We start from the raw sequence: 18487 nt of genomic DNA on the forward strand, positions 1-18487 counted from the left end.
CTAACCGATCAAAAAAGGTCATTATAAAGTGGTTTTCCCAAGAGTTATCCACATAAAATTAGAAATTTAGCACTTCATCATCATCAATCATGCTGCTTTCAGGAGCAAGGTTTTCACGAATGGATCGTTTAAAGAGTAATTTATTTTGAACGGGTTCAGGTAAATCTGTAAATAGAATTAATCGACGATCAACTAAAATATCCACTAAATCTTCAATCACCCGAACCATCTCAATATCCATGGTTTTGAGGATTTTTTTGATTAACTCTTCATTTTGAGATTCTTCAATAAAGGATTTGATATCTGGATCATATAAACTGCAATATTCATAACCAGATTTAGGTGAAAATTGCATATCAATAATTTCATTTTGAGCGTTTCTCTTGATATAAACCATATCAGCTCCTTTTTATGATTCGCTGTCTGAAATAACATTGCCCAATAATTCGGTTAAACGATTATTTTCTGAATAATCGACTGGACAATCAATAATGGTGACAGTATTGTTTTTTAATGCTTTTTTAAGTGCAGGATAAAGTTCAGACGCCTGTTTAATTCGGACACCAGTTGCACCAAAAGACTGAGCATATTGAACAAAATCTGGATTATTAAAATCAATATAAGCTGAACGTCCAAAACGTCGTTTTTGCTTCCAGTTAATTAAGCCATATTGGCTGTCATTCCAAATTAAAACCACGATAGGCGTTTCACACCGTAAGGCGGTTTCAATTTCTTGTGAATTCATCATAAATCCAGCGTCACCGGTAACGGCAACAACTGCTTTATTAGGAAAGGCTAATTTAGCGCCTATGGCACCTGGAACGGCGATACCCATGCTAGCAAAGCCATTCGAAATAATACAGGTATTCGGTAATTCCGAGCGGAAGAATCGAGCCATCCACATCTTATGTGCGCCGACATCGCAAATGGCAATGTCTTCGTGATGCATTGCAGTTCTTAAATCCCAAATAATTTTTTGGGGCTTCATTGGAAAAGCATCAGAATGAGAGCATCTTTGCATTTCTTCAATCATCGCCTCCCGCAACGGAAAGGGTTTAGGTTGATGTGTATTTTGGGGTAATTGGTCAGTTAGTGCATTGAGATTTCGGCCAATATTTCCAATGAGTTCAACATCTGCAATATAACTGTAATCGACTTCAGCAGGGCTGGTATCAATATGAATAATAGTATGTTCTCGATTTGGATTCCATAAATGGGGATGATATTCGACCATATCAAACCCAACACAGATAACAAGGTCGGATTCAGCAAAACCACCATTTTCATAATCGCCCTTTTGTAGGCCTGCTGTGCCGACAGATAATGGATTATGATAATGAGGCACAGATCCCTTAGCCATAAAAGTGTTGACCAATGGGATCTGGCAATGATTAGCGAATTGTTCCAATTGTCGACTGGCATGGGATCTGACTACACCATTGCCGACTAAAATAAGAGGCGATTTAGCTTTTTGGATCAATTGCGCCGCCTTTTCAATTAATTTGGTATCCGCTAAAGTCAATCGAGGTTGAACAACAGGCAAAGGCTGTTCGGGTGTCGTCATTTCACTGATATTTTCAGGAAAATCTATAAAGACTGCGCCCGGTTTTTCGGCTTGGGCTAATTTAAACGCTTTTCGAACCACTTCTGGAACCGTTTCTGGTTCTAATAATTGTGTTGCATATTTGGTAATAGGTTTAAATAGACTGACTAAATCGACGACTTGATGAGATTCTTTATGCAATCGTGTGGTTGCTGCTTGACCTGCAATCGCGACTACCGGAGAGTTATCCATATTGGCATCTGCAACCCCAGTGACTAAATTGGTTGCTCCAGGTCCTAAAGTTGATAAACAAACCCCAGCCTTGCCAGTTAAACGACCATAGACATCGGCCATAAAAGCGGCACCTTGTTCATGGCGACACGTAATAAATTGAATATTTGAATCCAATAGTGCATCCATCATATCCATATTCTCTTCGCCAGGAATACCAAAAACAAAGTCTACTTTTTCATTTTCTAAACACTGTATAAAGAGGTTTGCCGCTTTCATCAAGAAGTCCAATTAGTTCAAAAGTGAATTAAAAATCACCAGGCCTGGGCAATTTTTAATGAATAATAGCCTGATTATAAGCCTTAGCTATAAAGAAACGATAAAAAAAATCCCCAATAATGGGGATTTTTTATAAGAATGATTAAATAGTTATGAATAAAAAGTGATTATTTTTCAACCAAAATATCAACTAAACGCCATAAATCTTCGCGGGAAGTAGCCATTGGGACATCCGTTAAGTATTTTCCATTAATAATGACGGCTGGAACCCCATCAATACCGTAATTTTGCGTGGCCTGTTTGGCTCTAGAAACAGCAGAAGAAACCTGAAAACTCTTAAACATTTTTTTATAGGCGTCAGCCTTAATGCCTAACGGTTGGACGAACCTAGCCAATTCATCTAGAGAATAGATACGTCTTTTATCGCGATGCAAGGCATCAAAATAACGCGAATGGAACGCTTTTTCGATTCCTAGAAATTTTGCTGTATAGAAGACTCTGGCCATAAATACCCAGTTCGGATTATCCAATACTGCAGGAACCCGTTCAAAATTGACATCATTCGGTTTGGTTTTTAGCCACTGATGTAAACTGGGTTCTAAATTGTAACAATGTGGGCAACCATAAAAAAAGACTTCAACCACCTTTTTTTGATGTGGCGCAATAGATTGTGGCTTAGGTACCTGACGATATTCAACCCCTTCCATAATTTCATCTTGTGCACAAATGACGGAAGTTTGCGTCAATGAAATCATGCTAATCAAAAAAGGGAGTAGCCATTTTCTTACCATAGTTTTTAACCTATTTAGAGTTCGCCATAAGAATGTAAACCAGACAAGAACATATTAACGCCTAGGAATGCAAAGGTGGTAACCACTAGACCAATAAGAGCCCATAAGGCCATTGGTCGGCCGCGCCAACCTTTTGACATGCGGATATGTAACCAAGCGGCATAGTTTAACCAAACGATTAATGCCCAAGTTTCTTTTGGATCCCAAGACCAATATCCACCCCAAGCTTCAGCTGCCCACATGGCACCAAGAACTGTCGCGATGGTAAAAAAGGCAAACCCTAATGCAATGGTTTTATACATTAGATCATCCATACTTTCCAAGCTTGGCATAGCACGCAAGAAACTGGAATTTGGGTTTTTCAATTGAATCTTTTCAGTTAAAACATAAGCTAAACCAACCATAGCGGCAATTGAAAAACCACCATAACCAATAAAGTTAGCCGGAACATGTATCTTCATCCAATAACTTTTTAAAGCAGGGACTAATGGTTGAATTTCGTGAGCCCCTCTATCAAAGGTATACCACAATAAGAAAGCGACAGATGCACTGACAATCAGCATGACAAATCCACCCATCGAACGGGTACGAATCTTTTGCTCATAATAGAGATACATCAAAGTCGTTAATACCGCAAATAAAATAAAGACCTCGTAAAGACTGCTAACTGGGATATGGCCGTACTCTGGGTTAATCAAATAAGATTCACGCCATCTAACCATCATGCCCACCAAACCGAAAGCGGCACCTGACCAAGCTAATATAGAAGCAATCTTTGTCGTAAAATCAGATTTAGCAATCAAGCCGGCAAAATAGCCAATAGTCGATAACACAAATAATGCGCTCATCCACATAAATGCAGATTGGCTTGAAATTAGAAATTTCAAAAAGAAAGCTTGTTCATTCGCACTAATTTGATTGTTGTGTTGGGTATAAGTCCATAAGGCCAATAAACTTAAGGTAGCAACGGCATAACTTAAGGTCTTAATGCTTGGCCAAAAACGACCCAATAGTATTAAACCAATAGCTGATCCAACCAAAATGCCGTCTTCATAAGCATCCATAATATGGCCAAAACTTTGCCAAGCGTAAAAAGCTCCTGCTATGACCAGCAAGGCCCAAATACTGTCTTTTATTGAAAACAGCTTTTTAGAGGCTGTCATCTCAACCGTGCTATTCATCGTATTCATTTTTTCACCTACAGTTTAGATTGTACAGCTTGTACAACTTGTTGAAATTCTTGTGCGACTTCGGGGAGTTCTTTAGTGTCTTTTCCAGCAATGGTTAAAGTTTGATCTTCAGCGGAATAAGCCAACCAAATACGTTTTTGGCGCACGTAAAATAAAAAGAATACGCCTATTATAAGTAAAGCACTGCCAAAATAAACGACATCTTTTCCAGGGGATTTAGTGATTTGTAAGCCAGTCGCTTCAATTTGTTTAAAGGAATCTAACTGAATAAATAAAGGCGGACCATAATCAGGAAGATTGCTTAGGGCTGTAATAGCATCGTCAAACCATTGTTTATTAAAATTAGAAATTTCTTGAATATTTTGGTCTTTTTCTTGTTCCAAAATACTTAAATACAATGTTTGTAATGCCACACTGGTTTGCGAAGTATAGTACTCCATGACTTTCTGTTGATCTTGTTGCGGTACATTTTGCGTCACAAATTCATTAATACCGTTAAAGCCTTTTTGACGTACCAGAGCCAGTAATTGGGTTAATAATCTAACTTGCATGCGGTAAGCATTTTGTTCAAAGCCAATGCCAGAAGGAATTGCATTTTCAATGATTTTCTTAGTTTCGATTCGATTATTAATTAATGCTAGGAAGTTAAAAAATCGATCCAATTGACGGTTACTATCGGCTGGAATAAATAAATAGCGGTAAGGCTCAGCTTGAGAGGCACGCATTCCTGCAATAAAGAATTGTCGACCTTCTTGTTCAATTGGCATCATATAATTTTCATATTCTAATGCTTGTCCTTGTTCATTACGGACTTTGAAAATTATGGTTGGACCATTGTTATGCATTTTCTTGCCAGTCAGTGCGCGTTCTTCTTCGGAAGCAGGCACAATATTGTGCATTTTAAAATCGCTTAATTCGAGTTTAAAAGTACCAATCGGTGTCTTTAATGATTCTGTTTTATCAACCGCCGTGTCTAGAATTAATGGTTTATTTTCAGGTGCTTTAAGAGAATGAATTTTGAGCTTTAATAAGCTACCACCATCACTAAACGAAGACTGATAGATTGCATAATTTTTATAAAATAATGGGTGATTAACAGCAATAGTCTTCTCAATGGGTTTATCCAAATCAGGAGCAGATAAAATAATGTCAGATTCAAATGATTTTGGCATGCCTGTATCATAGTATTGAATTCGGAAATCTTTAACGTCAATCGTAAAGGGAAGTTTTTGAACTAAGAATCCCTGTTCATAAGGTAAAAACAGCACATCGGATTGTTGATTTTCCGCAATATTGACGGTACCACGAAATGAAAAGTTTTCAGGACCCAACCAAGATTTTTGTTCAATTTTATCTAAGGGAACGGATCGAGTTTCAGCTTCTAAATCCCCTGTTAATTCGCGATATTTCAGTAATAAATTACTGTCCATCAACGCCCCAATACAAATAATAATGATGGATACATGAGTAAAAATATAACCTAATCGATTCCAGGATCCTTTTAGGCCAGCAATAGTAATACCGTCGTCACGATGATGAACTTTGGTTTTATACCCTTGATCTTTTAAAACCGATTGGGCAATTTCAATATCGAATTGTTGAGGGGTATAAGTGGTTACGTGGGGTTGACGTTGATAAGCATGTAAAGACAATTTTTCACTAAACTGTTTCATGTCTTTCATAAATCCAGGGCCATTACGATAGACACAGACACTGGTTGAAATGAGTAGAAACAGCAATACCAAAATAAACCAGGCCGCTCCATAGACATTAAATAAGCCTAATTCATTAAAGACTTGAGTCCAAAAAGGACCAAATTTTATAATATAGCCTTGAAAGAGTTCATTTTGCTTTAAAACGGTACCGATAACTGAAGCAATGGCTAACATGACCAACAGGCTAACAGCAAGGTTCATAGACCCTAGAAAGGGCATAAAAACGGCATGTTTCTTAGGCGTTTGACTTGGACTCTGCGGATGGGGTAAATGGCTCATAATGGGAAAGTTTTTCATTTAATTTTTAAAAAGATTGTAAAGTATACCTGCATTCACACTATTGATAAAGAATGAAATCTGTTAATCCTTAAAACCAACTTGGTTATAGGGTTTTTTATACAAAACGAGACGATAAAATGCAGCATCCGTTATATCAACAAGCCCATTATTTAAAATCCGCTCCGAATCTGAATCATTGCCCGGTTGATGAAGGTATAGAGGTGGCTTTTGCTGGCCGTTCCAATGCAGGAAAATCCAGTGCTTTAAATGTCATTACCTCACAGAAATCTTTAGCAAAAACCAGTAAAACGCCTGGGCGTACTCAATTAATCAATTTTTTTGAGTGTGATGAGCAACGTAAATTGGTTGATTTACCTGGCTACGGTTATGCAAAAGTGAATATCGCTACCAAACGTAATTGGGAACAAAGTTTATCGGAATATATTGAAAAACGTGCCGCTTTAAGAGGGTTAGTGATGATGGTCGATTGTCGTATGCCACCAACCGATATTGATTTAACTTTATTAGATTGGACATTAAGTTTAGATTTGCCAGTTCATGTTTTACTAACGAAATCTGATAAACTTAAAAAAGGCCCGGCTCAAAATAGCCTATTGAAATTTCGACAGCTTTTAGATGAGCTGTATCCACATGCTTCTGCGCAGTTATTTTCTTCTTTAAAGCGTCAGGGATTGGAAGAGGTTTGGGCAAAATTGGACGAATGGATGGATTATCAACGGCCTGAAAAAGTAAAAAAATAACCAGGCCTGGGTATTTTGGCGCTCTATATTGTATTAAAAAGGGTGGATATGGGTATTATCAGAAAGCTATTTTTAACAAGTTTTGTGTTGATATTCACCTTATTAATGGGTTGCAATGACCCAACGCCAGCGTCTAAACTCGAATACAGTGACCAACCTCCGTTCCAAGAAAATATCTATCTTTTTGGGGTTCATCCTTTGCACAATCCCAAACGACTCTTTGAAGTTTATCAGCCCATGATTGACTTTATTAACGCTCGTTTACAAGGTGGAAAGCTGCGCTTAGAAGCCTCTAGAAACTATGCTGCTTTTGATAAAAAACTCTTTGATGGATATTTTGACTTTGCGTTACCCAATCCTTATCAAACCGTCACCTCGTTACAGCATGGTTATCGGGTTTTTGGCAAAATGGCGGATGATGAAAATTTTCGCGGCATTATCCTAATTCGTAAAGACAGTGAAATAGAAACCGTCTCAGACTTGAAAGGGAAGTCGGTTAGCTATCCAGCGCCAACTGCTTTAGCAGCGACCATCATGCCTCAATGGTTTTTGGTTCAAAATGGATTAAATATTGATGATGACATTACCAATCATTACGTTGGCTCACAAGAATCATCCATTATGAATGTCTATCTGGGGAACACGGATGCTGCTTCAACTTGGCCTCCACCATGGCTAGCCTTCATTAAAGAAAGACCAGAAGTCGCTGAACAGGTCATAGTAAAATGGCAGACACCCCCTTTACTGAATAATGGACTGGTGGTGAAAGAATCGGTGCCGAAAGCTATTCTGGATCAGGTCAGTCAGTCCATTTTTAATCTTCACCACAGTGCTGAAGGTCAACAAATTTTAGCTGCGATGGAATTGAGTCAATATGAACCCGCAACGAATGAAACTTATTCGCGCGTAGAAAAATTCTTGATTGAATTTGAAAAACGAGTGCGTTCTATTAGGTTACAACCATGATTAAGACTGTTCAAAATATATTAAATCAAAGTATTCGAAATCAACTGATTTGGGGAGCAGCGAGTGTTTTAACCATTATTATTACCGTTTTCGCCTATTTAACTATTCATAATCATAGCCAATTTCTGCATCAGAAAGCCGTGGAAGAAAGTCAAAACCGTAGCTTAATGTTAGCGGCAAATAGTCAAGTTTGGGTCATGGCAAATGATTATGTTGGCCTAGAAGAAGTGATTACCAATTTTAAAGTTTATCAAGACCTTATTTACGCAGCGGTGATGAATTTAGATGGAAAAGTGATCGCTCATACCGATCAAAGCCGTATTGGCCAATATATTTCTGATGAATCCCGTCTGAATTATTTGAAGCAGCTTTTAGCACAAACACCCCCTTTGCAAAATCAAGCGGTGATAATTAGCCAAACCCGTGATTATATTGATTTAGTGAGACCCATTCTTCATAACAATCAGTTTCTGGGTTGGGTTGAATTAAGAACGGATCAAAGCGAACGTCAACAAAATATTGCCCAAACGATTCGCAACAGTTTAATTTTTACGGCTTTGGCATTGCTTATCAGTATTCTGATAGCGTTTTTTCTTGCAGAAAACCTCACGAAGCAACTTTATCAATTGATAGGCACTATGAGACGTGTCCGAAATGGTGATAAAAATGCTATTGCTGATGAAGATGGTGTCGTTGAAGTGAGTCAGTTGTCACAAGAATTCAATCTTATGCTGAATAGTCTGAAACGAAATGAACAAGCATTACAACAGAGCCAACAAGAGTTGAGAGAGGATATTCAACAACGGGTCAAAGTTGAAAAAGAAATCCGAGAGTTGAATGAAAATTTAGAAAATATTGTCAAAGACCGAACTGAAGCGCTTCAGATTCAAAAAGAAAAAGCCGAGGCGTCCAATCATGCAAAGAGTATTTTCTTAGCCAATATGAGTCATGAATTGCGTACCCCATTGAATGCTATTTTAGGCTTTTCCACATTATTGACTCAAAGTGCAGATATTCCGGAATCGGAAAAGGACAATTTAAAGATTATTAATCATTCTGGAGAGCACTTATTACAGTTGATTAATGATGTTCTAGACATGTCAAAAATCGAAGCCGGTCGTGCGCAGCTAGATAATGAAGATTTTGATTTGGGTGAACTGGTTCGCAATACGGTTGAAATGATGAAGGTGCGAGCAGATGAAAAAGGCATACAACTATTGGTGGATCAAAACTCTAAATTTCCACGCCTTATTCATGGAGATGTCGCTAAGTTAAGACAAATACTGATTAATCTTTTAAGCAATGCCATTAAATTTACGGCCCAAGGTGGAGTCACCTTGCGATTAGAAACGGTTAAAGATGACGCGACGCATTTAACGCTTTATTTTGAAATAGAAGACAGTGGCTCAGGAATCGATAAAGTTGATATTGAACGGATTTTTAAGCCTTTTGAACAATTAGAAAATGCCGCTTCACAAAAAGGAACTGGGTTAGGGTTAGCGATTACACGTCAATTTGTGCAGATGATGGGAGGAGATATTCAAGTGAAGTCTACACCCAAAAAAGGATCGATTTTCTGTTTTTCAATCCAAGTTAAACATGCAACAACAAACATTAGTTTGACCCAAAATACTGATCAAGATGGTCAACTAGTGATTAGCTTGGCGGACAATGAACCAGAATGGCGTATTTTAGTGGTTGAAGATCAACTTGAGAACCAGTTACTGATTCAAAAGGTATTAAAGCAAGTTGGGTTTCAAGTCAAAATAGCTGAAAATGGTCAAAGAGGAGTTGAATTATTTCAAAGTTGGCACCCTCACTTTATTTGGATGGATCGTCGTATGCCAATAATGGACGGGTTAACCGCGACAAAGGCGATCCGAAAACTTCCGGGCGGTGACAAGGTTAAAATTGTGGCTCTAACGGCCTCTGTCTTTAAAGATCAACGTCAAGAAGTCATGGATGCGGGTTCAGATGATTTTGTGCGTAAGCCTTACCGCCCTGATGAACTTTATGATTGTATGGCTCGTCACCTTAATCTACACTATCGATATGCTAAGGATTTTATTTCTGAACAGAATGAATCGGATTCGTTTAATCTTACCTTAGAAGCGCTTGAAAAGTTGTCTGATAAATCAGTCAATCAAATCTATCGTGCTGCGTTAATTGGCGATATTCAAACATTGAACGATATCATTCAATCGTTACCAGAATCACAAGCTTCATTGATTAGTGGCTTAAGAAAATTAGTAGATGGTTATCGATTTGATTTAATTATGGCATTGATTAAACCTTTGGGTAAAGATGAGACAGAGTTAAATATTTTATGACTGGTCGCTCATTCTGACATGAGAAGAATAGAAAGGAACCTGTGTGAATCAGCCGTTATTAAAAGAGCATGAAATTCTCATTGTTGACGATATTGCAGCTAATTTAAAGCTATTAACCAATATTCTAGTTGATGAGCATTATCGGGTGCGAGTGGCCATTAACGGTGATATGGCATTAGCCTCCATTCGAAGCAAAAAACCAGATCTAATTTTATTAGATATTAAAATGCCTAATATGGATGGGTTTGAAGTCTGTAAACGTTTAAAGGCCAACCCAGAAACCTGTGCAATTCCCATTATTTTTATTAGTGCCCTCAATGAAACAGAAGGTAAGGTTAATGCTTTCCATGCTGGTGGGGTAGACTATATCACTAAGCCTTTTGCCAATGAAGAAGTGTTGGCACGTGTACGAACACACCTTGAATTAAACGATTATAAAAACCATCTTGAAGAAAAAGTCGATCAAGCTGTTTCGGTGATTAAAGAGTTAAATGAAGAACTCGAAGCCACCCAAAAAGAAGTGATTTATATGATGGGGGCAGCGATTGATGAGCGATCTCATGAGACAGGGCTGCATGTTGTTCGTGTAGCGGAATCGGCAAAATTATTGGCGACATTACATGGCGTTGAACCAGAGATGGTTGACTTAATATTTCGTGCAGCGCCTTTACATGATGTTGGTAAGGTTGCGATTCCTGATGCAATTCTCAATAAACCCGGAAAGTTAACGGATGATGAAATGCGGATGATGAAAACCCATAGTCAAGTTGGCTATGATATCCTCAAATACTCTAAACGCTCCGTATTACAAATGGCTGCCATCATTGCTCAACAACATCATGAACGATTTGATGGGTTAGGATATCCTAGCGGGTTAAAAGGAAATGAGATTCATATTGCGGGTCGGATTTGTGCTATCGCGGATGTGTTCGATGCGTTAAGTCATGAACGTGTTTACAAAGCAGCTTGGTCGATTGAAGAAATCGTAGAGTATTTTAAAGAACAGAAAGCCCATGCTTTCCAACCGGATTTAATTGATTTGTTTTTACAAAACATCGACGGCTTTTTGGAAATTAACCGTCGATTCAAAGAGAATTAACTTGTCTGTATTTTAGAAGCGGAAGCCTGCTTTTAATGAATAGGAAGGGACATCGCCAATTTGGTTGTAACCCACTAAAATATCCATAGCCAATAAATTAATATTGACACCAACTGCATACTTCATCATTGAAACAGATTCAGTATCGAGCTTAACACCTGCCAAACCGTTATTATCAACTAATGATTTTAATTGACCACTGGTTAACCCAACCGCTGCATAGGGTGTTAAGTTAGCAAATCCTTTTGAAATGCCGATTTCGGCTCCCATGCTTTTAAAGTCAACTGCATTTAGACCACTGGTTTGGGTGTAGTTACCATTAATGGAAACAGAAGGGTATAAAGTCCCTCCCTCAACAAATGCGTAACTTAATTTACCGCCCCAGGTTTCAATATTACTGTTCATGACGGAACTGTAATCCAGCCCAAAATCAATTCCCCAAGGTAAGCCTTTGACAGCATGGATTGAAACGGCATCAAATGATCCTTTACCTTCAGTTGTGACCTTGTCCATGAGTTTGTAATTCAGACCAGAATTAGAATAGGAAGCGCCAATATCAAACCCACTAACCCCAAGTGGTTCAGCTGGAATTAACGTTTTATACCCTAAGGTACCGGTGAAGTCTTTTGCAAAGTTTTTAAACTCATTTTGGCTATCAAAGTTGAGTATAGAAACATTATTATCCGCAGCAAAACTACTAAGCGGTAATAAGCATAAAATGGGAAGGAGTTTTTTAAACATAATTCGTACTCTGAAAGATTTTTTAATTAAATGTAATCTTAGCAAATTTAGAGACATTACAAGAGATTAAATATTGATTTTTAGAAAAAAATAATGGGTAAATCCTTTTTGAAATGGCTTTTTATAAAGCAAAAAGACCCGCCATTTAGGCGGGTTAAATAAAATCACTTGTTCTTTTTACTACGAAATGGAAATATTTCGATTGGTGTTTTTAGTTAATGTTGCTAGTGCTCTGTGCATTTTTCCAAGTTGTTAATGCAGTATCAGCAGCTGTTGTATTGGCAAATGCATTTGCTGTGTGCTTTGTATCGTCTTTCTGTGCAAAACCTACTGCTTTATTATTGCTGTAGAAATCAGAGTTTTTGATGCTAATACGGTTATAAGTCCCTGCAAAGTTAGTTGCACCAGTCTTTGTATCAGTCACGGTACCATCTTCTAAAGTCCCACGATCACGGATCTCAATCCCTTTATCTTGGAAACCAGTGACATTAAAGTCGGTTAAAGTCCCGGCAACTCCACGACGGAATACGATTCCGGAATCAGAAGTAGAAGTACCAACAACGGTAAATTTCTTCAAGGTGACTAAAGAAACATTATCACCGGTTACTGCAGGATCAATGTACTTGTTACCTGAAGAATCTTTAGGATCATAACCATCCATTTCAAGACCACGGCTATCCCCAGCGACTTTAGTGAACTGTGAAGACATATGGACGAAAACATTTTCTGCTGTACCGTTCCAGCCGTTATCAACGTCGAAGCCATCATCACCAACATTTGTTAAAGCAATGTGGTCAACATTAACCGCACCACCAAAAAATTCCATGGCATCATCCAATGATTCATCTACTTGAACATAAGAAATAGTGGTAGCAGAACCAACGCCTTGTAATGTCAAACCGTTTAATTCATTTCCGTTACCATCCAAGTCATAACCGGCACCGGTAATCACAACATACTTTAATGAACCTGAGTTATCAGCATCGTTTGTTCCAGCATAGTATTTAACGCCACCTTCACCTTGAACGTTGGTACCGGCAAAGTCTTTTGCATTACCTTGAAGGACTAAACCACCCCAGCCACCACGGCTTTCTTTACCAGTTTGAGCCCAAGCAGTAGAGCGCATAACAACTGGACTGGTAGCAGTTCCTTGTGCATCAATTTTATTATCACGAGTGACAAGTAGGTATGAACCTTCTTTACCTAAAATCAGCGTGCCAGCATTAATGGTTAAAGTTTTACCTGTAATGATTCGTGCAGCAGCGGTTTCCTCGTTACCGTTACCAACACGTGTACCAGCATTATTAACAATATAAACATTATCATTGGTGAGAGTCATATCTTCACTCACTGTGGTTGGTAGTTCACATGCATCTAGTCCATGAACTTCACCAACGAGGGTGGTGTTTGCAGGGCAGTCATTGTTGGCAGAAGCACTTGCAGGCTTCGACCAAACAGTAGAGTTACCATGAATATTAACCGTCCAGCCATTCGTCCAAGCAGAGGATTTTAATTGATTGTTTGACGTATCGATATCGGCAGCTAAAAAAGCCCCCGTTGATTTTGTTGTAGTACCACCCACTGTTAGAGTGGTTCCTGTTTCAAAACTGGCTGGTTTTGAAATAACAACCGAGTCAGTTGATGTAGATGTTGTTTCTTTGGTGTCGGTTGTTTCAGTTGTTTCAGCTGTATCATTTGAAGATGAGCTAGAACCACCACCACAAGCCGTTACAGATAAAGCACTGGCAAAAAGCAGGGCTGGTAATAATTTTCTTTCAAAAGTCATAATAAACTCCAAGTTTTAGATTTTTTAAACAAAGCAGCGATAGTCTAGAGGTGACTCAATTGAAGTGGATTAATGATTTTTTAAAGATATTTGACAGATGACCGTTTTTTTAAAAATTAAAAAATCGATAAAGTTCTAAATGTAACTAATTGTTTTTTCATAACATTAATAAATTTTTCAGTATTAAGAAAGGACTTATTTATGGATATTAGAGTTCATTGCTTTCAAGATGACAGCATTCTTGCCGTGAAATGGTCTTTTGTTAAATATTTCAAACAAGTAATGGTCAGTTTTTTGACAGAAAAATGACAAAAATGGAGTTAAATACTGAAATTATTTGAATAAATTGATGAAGTGGTGGTTAGAGATGAAATTTATAACACCTGAGACAGAAAAACATCTCAGATGTCATTGATAATCAGGTTAGTGCGTTATAACCATTTATAACTAAAGCTGATATTAAAACCAATGCCTTTATAATAGCGTTTCTTGATTTCATCATTAATGACTTCTTTATATTCGCCATCCAATAAGTTTTTTAATTTGATTTTCATATACAGCTTATCTTCTGCACCAAAATAAATAAGTTGTTTGTAGACAAAATTTAAGGAAGCCGGCGACTTTAAATAGGTATCCTCTACACCAAAATCCGCGTCGGCAGAGGCTTTTGCACCCGCTTTGGTGATAATATCACCTTGTACATTCAATAGTAAATTTGCTTGAATATCAGCGACCAGGTTTTCATAACCCAGGTTTAAGTTTGTGACCCAAGGAGCCTGGCCTTGCAAGGGGCGCTTAGTATTAGTCGAAATACTGTTTTCAACGCCTGCCATATTGATTTCGGAATCAATTATTGACCCATTAAACCCTAAGTAGAAAGATGAGACAGAACGACCAAACAGTCTCTTTAACCAAATGGTTCCCTGCACTTCTGCTCCTTGGTTAACTGCTTCCTTGACATTAGCATAGGTATAACTCGGGTTTCTTGTTAAGGTGGGCTTTTCAATGACTTCGATTGGGTTGGTGAATTGTTTACGAAAAATAGCTAAGGAAATATTTTCAAAAGATGAGAAATATTTTTCCCATCGCAAATCTAGGTTTTGGATAGATGCCACTTGTAAATCAGGGTTTCCTGTATAGTAATCCCTTGTTTCTGGGTCAATATAGACACTCTCTGATAACTCTTTGAGTAAAGGGCGATTTAAGGTTTCGGAATAGGCAAAGCGCAGTTGTTCACCTTCACGGTAAGGGGTAGTAATACTCAATGCTGGTAAGAAAGACGTATCTTCGAGCGTATTACCGGTTTTTTCCGTTCTCTGGTAATCTTTGAAAGTGTTAATGGTTTGAGATGACATTTCATAACGGCCGCCAGTCATGATTTTTAACCAAGGTGCTAATTTTAAATCAGCCATGGCATAACCCGCCATAAAAGATTGTTCGGCAGTATAAGAATCAGTAGGTTGAGTTTGGTTAATCAATCTTAAGTCGGTAAACCCAGTACCTTGATTATCAGCCGTTAAGATGTCTTCAGGATTATCTGTTTTCATGATATCTGAGTTGGAAATGGTAAAAGGAAGATTCCATTCAGTTTTAAAGGTGTCAGATACTCGGCTTTTTGTTTCATAAAGTAATCCCGATTTCAAATTACCTGTGGCGCCAAAAAAATCATAAAGTGGCTGGGTGGCATCCAATGTAATAGAAGTGGCGGTATCTTCTAAGCTTTCCCAGGTGCGAGTGGCATTACGGTCATGAAATTGGAAAGGGCTAGGAGGCAATTGACTATCATGCTCGGCTGGTTGCCGAAATAGATAAGTTCGGGTATCAGGGCTGTCTCGACTGGCTAGAGATGCAGAAGTCTGCCATTCTAGTTTTAAGTCATCCAAAGTCGGGAAGGTATGTTCACCATGAAATTGCTGGCTTAAGAGTTGACGCTCTTCCCACTGTAACCCGTATTCTTCAAAGTTATTATTACTATCGCTACTAAAAAAACTATCTTTATACACTGAGTCAGAGGTGGAACGTGAAACAATGGTCGTTGCTTCTAACTTATCGTAATTCCCAAGTTCATAGACTAGATTACCCATTAAACTTAAATCTTTGTCATAACCATACTTATCTTTTTCTTCATTAACAGGAGAAAAGGTATCGGTTGTTTGCTGAGACGTTAAGCGGTTCTCTTTTACGTATCGGGCTTTATTACTATATTTAGTAGAAAAGTTGTAACCCCAAGCGGAGTCTCCCATATACTCTTCAAAACGATCCCCTGTTGAATACTTAATGGAGACATCGGGCATCATCATTTCTTTATGAGTTTTGTAATTATTTTCTAGATTTACTCCCAGATCATATAGGCTATTTTTATCGATTTCACTCCCTTTCGATTCAGGGTGCTTTAGATAATCGATATCGCCATTTTGCAATTGACGCGTTCCGTCATCGTAGCCTAATAAATCTAGGTCTCCACCTTGATAGGTTAGGCCATCACTGCCTGTTGATCGACTATTGCCACCAACACTGATGCTGAATTTGTTGGATTTTTCTAAAGGAATGGGTTTGGTTCGCATTAAAACCGTACCGCCACCAAAGTCCCCAGGCAAGTTTGGGGAAAAGGTCTTCTGAACGAGAATACTGCCTATCATCCCAGATGGAAACATGTCGAGTGGTACGGTTTTTCTAGCCGGTTCGGGAGATGATAAGCCGGCGCTGTTTAGGCGAATTGATGAATAGCGATCTCCCATACCGCGGACATAAATATATTTGCCATCTACCAGTGTTAAACCAGTGACGCGTGATAGGGCACCTGCTGCGGAAGAATCGCCTGATTTTGAAATTTCTTCTGCACTGATAACCTCGGCAACAGCAGAAGTCTTTTTCTTTTCTTCAATCACAGCTAAAACGCCACCAGCAAGACGTGGTGCAGTTACAACAAATGCTTTTAATTGAGTAGCGGCAGGTGTCATTTCAAGATTTTGAGTCAGTTGTTTTTTGCTGGCCAAGGCCAACTTTCGAACCGTTTGCGAACTGTAATCTGAATGGACTGCAGAAAGCGTGTAGGTGCCTTCTGGAACCGATATACGGTAATGACCTTGAAAATCCGTTTGAATCTTTTGATCTATCCCAGATAGATACAGACTGACATCCGGTATACCAGCCTTAGTTTCAATTGAAGTAACCTGCCCTGACAATATCGCTTTAGGTTTTTGTTGCTTTTGTATTGAAATCGGTTGCGGGCCTTCAATATTTGATTGATCTGTCTTTAAAACGGCTTGAGCTGACGTTTCAGTCATAATATCAAAAACTTTGGCACCTTCCGTAATTGGAATAATGAGCTCTGCTATCTCACCAGCACTAATCAGCAAGGTGAGTTCTGTTAATGGATGCCCTGATTTTACTAATTGAATTTTATGTTCTCCAATTGGTAATTCGAATGAGAAAGATCCAAATTCATCAGTAATACCGAGACGTTTTTTCTTGAAGTAGATTTCGACTTTTGGCAAAGGCATACCTTTTTGGAAGGTTAATAGATCGACTTCACCTGTTTGGGATCTATCAGCTTGAACAGGGCTCAAGCTGGTAAAAAAAAGGGTAATAAGTGAGAGAATTAAGACTTTAAATTTCATCATTGACGGCATTTCCAATTATCAGCTTGGCATTCTGCGATTGCGTTACGAATTTGATTTGCTTTATTTAAGAGTTGGGCGGTTTTTATTTTATTGAGCTGTTTTTCAGCACTTTCAAATCGTCCTGTTTGAAAATGACTATAGGCCAGCGCATACCGAACAGCATCATCTTCAAGTAAGTGGTTTCGATTTAAATCTCGTTCCATCAATGCAGCCTTTTCATATTCTTCAAACATTAAGAATAGCCCGAGTCGTTGTTTTAACTTTTTTTGTTGATCAGTTGCCCGGCTGTTTAGAAAAAGGGCTCGATAGAATTGTCCCGATAATTTGTTTAATTCAGCGGCTTCAGTTAGCAGCTCAGGTTCTTTAGTTGCGAGGGATTCCATAATAATGGCGGCTGTGTAGTACTGTTTTTGATGGCTATAGTAGTTTGCTAATGCTTTTTTAGCTTGGCTACTGTCTGGATATTTTAGGATTGCTGACTCTAAAAAGGGTCCAGCTGTCATAGAGCTTTTTGTTTGACTTAATGCTTGACCAATGGCGATGTAGTCTTGTGCATCGAGTTGATATTTTTGAGTATAGGTCAGCCCCAATTCGGCAGCGGACTGATAGAACCCTAATTGAATTAGACTAAAAATTTGCTGCTTGATGAATTTAGGATTTTCTGGGTGCAGGCGACGTCCTTCCTTTAACGTATCCCAGGCGTTGAGTGGTTGGTGCATTTGTTGATAGGCATCATATTTCATAAACAGTAAATTTGGATATTCAGCTTTCATGTCAGGCACTTGATCAACAAATGTGATGACTTGTGGGAATGCCTGTAACTGGTATGAAGCTTGCGCCATATAGACATATAAAATGGAATCTTTAACCCCTAAAGACTGGGCTTTTTGCAAATGATCCAGTGACTTTTGGTATTGATCGATTTTTAAAGCGGAAATACCACTCAACGTATGGAATCGCTTAAAATCAAAATCCTTTTTTGAAGTATCTGCTCCTTCTAGTATGGCTTGTGCCCTTAAGTAGTGTCGGTCTTTAATCATGAGGGCTGCCAATGCGAGTGGATCGCCATCATCTGGTTTTTTTTCAGCAAAAGTTGGCAATGAAATGACCGCTAGTAACGTGATTACTATTAATTTTCTAAGCATAATTATTG

Annotated in this window: 13 protein-coding genes; 4 read left to right on the forward strand and 9 right to left on the reverse strand. The window is 38.4% G+C overall.

The features are described from left to right. Positions 1 to 58 precede the first annotated feature (58 nt). The 5 genes from CYQ88_RS01845 to CYQ88_RS01865 form a co-directional block, all read right to left on the reverse strand. The gene (locus tag CYQ88_RS01845) at positions 59 to 397 is read right to left on the reverse strand and encodes a hypothetical protein (RefSeq protein WP_101839639.1); all 339 of its coding nucleotides are present in this window, start codon (positions 395 to 397) and stop codon (positions 59 to 61) included. Between the two features lie 12 nt (positions 398 to 409). Then, a complete protein-coding gene (locus tag CYQ88_RS01850) occupies positions 410 to 2053 on the reverse strand; it encodes an acetolactate synthase large subunit (RefSeq protein ID WP_101839640.1) in 1644 nt (547 codons plus the stop codon). A gap of 167 nt (positions 2054 to 2220) precedes the next feature. Next, a complete protein-coding gene (locus CYQ88_RS01855) occupies positions 2221 to 2844 on the reverse strand; it encodes a thiol:disulfide interchange protein DsbA/DsbL (RefSeq protein ID WP_101839641.1) in 624 nt (207 codons plus the stop codon). A gap of 14 nt (positions 2845 to 2858) precedes the next feature. Continuing rightward, positions 2859 to 4034 (reverse strand): c-type cytochrome biogenesis protein CcsB, encoded by a 1176-nt coding sequence (gene ccsB, locus CYQ88_RS01860; protein ID WP_101839642.1) that lies wholly within the window; start codon positions 4032 to 4034, stop codon positions 2859 to 2861. A gap of 8 nt (positions 4035 to 4042) precedes the next feature. After that, positions 4043 to 6028 carry a cytochrome c biogenesis protein ResB gene (locus CYQ88_RS01865; protein WP_101839643.1) on the reverse strand — a complete coding sequence of 662 codons (1986 nt, stop codon included), beginning with the start codon at positions 6026 to 6028 and terminating at the stop codon, positions 4043 to 4045. A 137-nt stretch (positions 6029 to 6165) separates the two neighbouring features. On the opposite strand from CYQ88_RS01865, the gene yihA reads away from it, so the two are divergent. Genes yihA through CYQ88_RS01885 form a run of 4 tightly spaced genes read left to right on the forward strand, consistent with a single transcriptional unit; the run spans position 6166 to position 11184 of the window. Next, positions 6166 to 6789: a ribosome biogenesis GTP-binding protein YihA/YsxC gene (gene yihA / locus CYQ88_RS01870; RefSeq protein ID WP_101839644.1), complete on the forward strand. Its 624-nt coding sequence runs from the start codon at positions 6166 to 6168 to the stop codon at positions 6787 to 6789. 48 nt (positions 6790 to 6837) lie between these two features. Beyond that, complete coding sequence (locus CYQ88_RS01875; RefSeq protein ID WP_101839645.1) at positions 6838 to 7755, forward strand: phosphate/phosphite/phosphonate ABC transporter substrate-binding protein; 918 nt, start codon at positions 6838 to 6840, stop codon at positions 7753 to 7755. Next, positions 7752 to 10085 carry an ATP-binding protein gene (locus CYQ88_RS01880; protein WP_101839646.1) on the forward strand — a complete coding sequence of 778 codons (2334 nt, stop codon included), beginning with the start codon at positions 7752 to 7754 and terminating at the stop codon, positions 10083 to 10085. The genes CYQ88_RS01875 and CYQ88_RS01880 overlap by 4 nt, the downstream gene beginning before the upstream one ends. Positions 10086 to 10128: 43 nt before the next feature. After that, the gene (locus CYQ88_RS01885; protein ID WP_101839647.1) at positions 10129 to 11184 is read left to right on the forward strand and encodes a response regulator; all 1056 of its coding nucleotides are present in this window, start codon (positions 10129 to 10131) and stop codon (positions 11182 to 11184) included. Between the two features lie 12 nt (positions 11185 to 11196). Here the strand turns inward: CYQ88_RS01885 and CYQ88_RS01890 are convergent, their stop codons facing one another. The 4 genes from CYQ88_RS01890 to CYQ88_RS01905 all read right to left on the reverse strand — a co-directional run bounded on the left by CYQ88_RS01890 (position 11197) and on the right by CYQ88_RS01905 (position 18479). After that, the gene (locus tag CYQ88_RS01890; protein WP_101839648.1) at positions 11197 to 11925 is read right to left on the reverse strand and encodes a hypothetical protein; all 729 of its coding nucleotides are present in this window, start codon (positions 11923 to 11925) and stop codon (positions 11197 to 11199) included. A gap of 211 nt (positions 11926 to 12136) precedes the next feature. Then, positions 12137 to 13711: a hypothetical protein gene (locus CYQ88_RS01895; protein WP_101839649.1), complete on the reverse strand. Its 1575-nt coding sequence runs from the start codon at positions 13709 to 13711 to the stop codon at positions 12137 to 12139. Positions 13712 to 14142: 431 nt separating this feature from the next. Beyond that, positions 14143 to 17334 (reverse strand): TonB-dependent receptor domain-containing protein, encoded by a 3192-nt coding sequence (locus tag CYQ88_RS01900; protein WP_158235989.1) that lies wholly within the window; start codon positions 17332 to 17334, stop codon positions 14143 to 14145. Continuing rightward, positions 17331 to 18479 (reverse strand): lipopolysaccharide assembly protein LapB, encoded by a 1149-nt coding sequence (locus CYQ88_RS01905; protein ID WP_101839651.1) that lies wholly within the window; start codon positions 18477 to 18479, stop codon positions 17331 to 17333. Before CYQ88_RS01905 ends, CYQ88_RS01900 begins: the two co-directional genes overlap by 4 nt. Positions 18480 to 18487 lie beyond the last annotated feature (8 nt).

The sequence above is a fragment of the Hydrogenovibrio sp. SC-1 genome, assembly GCF_002848135.1.
In the GTDB taxonomy this organism is placed as follows: Bacteria; Pseudomonadota; Gammaproteobacteria; order Thiomicrospirales; family Thiomicrospiraceae; genus Hydrogenovibrio.

What these genes read in the sequence shown, in the direction of transcription:
- CYQ88_RS01890 (WP_101839648.1), bottom strand. Translation starts at nt 11,925, where the DNA reads ATGTTTAAAAAACTCCTTCCCATTTTATGCTTATTACCGCTTAGTAGT.
- CYQ88_RS01865 (WP_101839643.1), bottom strand. Translation starts at nt 6,028, where the DNA reads ATGAGCCATTTACCCCATCCGCAGAGTCCAAGTCAAACGCCTAAGAAA.
- CYQ88_RS01855 (WP_101839641.1), bottom strand. Translation starts at nt 2,844, where the DNA reads ATGGTAAGAAAATGGCTACTCCCTTTTTTGATTAGCATGATTTCATTG.
- CYQ88_RS01895 (WP_101839649.1), bottom strand. Translation starts at nt 13,711, where the DNA reads ATGACTTTTGAAAGAAAATTATTACCAGCCCTGCTTTTTGCCAGTGCT.
- CYQ88_RS01845 (WP_101839639.1), bottom strand. Translation starts at nt 397, where the DNA reads ATGGTTTATATCAAGAGAAACGCTCAAAATGAAATTATTGATATGCAA.
- CYQ88_RS01880 (WP_101839646.1), top strand. Translation starts at nt 7,752, where the DNA reads ATGATTAAGACTGTTCAAAATATATTAAATCAAAGTATTCGAAATCAA.
- CYQ88_RS01850 (WP_101839640.1), bottom strand. Translation starts at nt 2,053, where the DNA reads ATGAAAGCGGCAAACCTCTTTATACAGTGTTTAGAAAATGAAAAAGTA.
- CYQ88_RS01875 (WP_101839645.1), top strand. Translation starts at nt 6,838, where the DNA reads ATGGGTATTATCAGAAAGCTATTTTTAACAAGTTTTGTGTTGATATTC.
- CYQ88_RS01900 (WP_158235989.1), bottom strand. Translation starts at nt 17,334, where the DNA reads ATGATGAAATTTAAAGTCTTAATTCTCTCACTTATTACCCTTTTTTTT.
- ccsB (WP_101839642.1), bottom strand. Translation starts at nt 4,034, where the DNA reads ATGAATACGATGAATAGCACGGTTGAGATGACAGCCTCTAAAAAGCTG.
- CYQ88_RS01905 (WP_101839651.1), bottom strand. Translation starts at nt 18,479, where the DNA reads ATGCTTAGAAAATTAATAGTAATCACGTTACTAGCGGTCATTTCATTG.
- yihA (WP_101839644.1), top strand. Translation starts at nt 6,166, where the DNA reads ATGCAGCATCCGTTATATCAACAAGCCCATTATTTAAAATCCGCTCCG.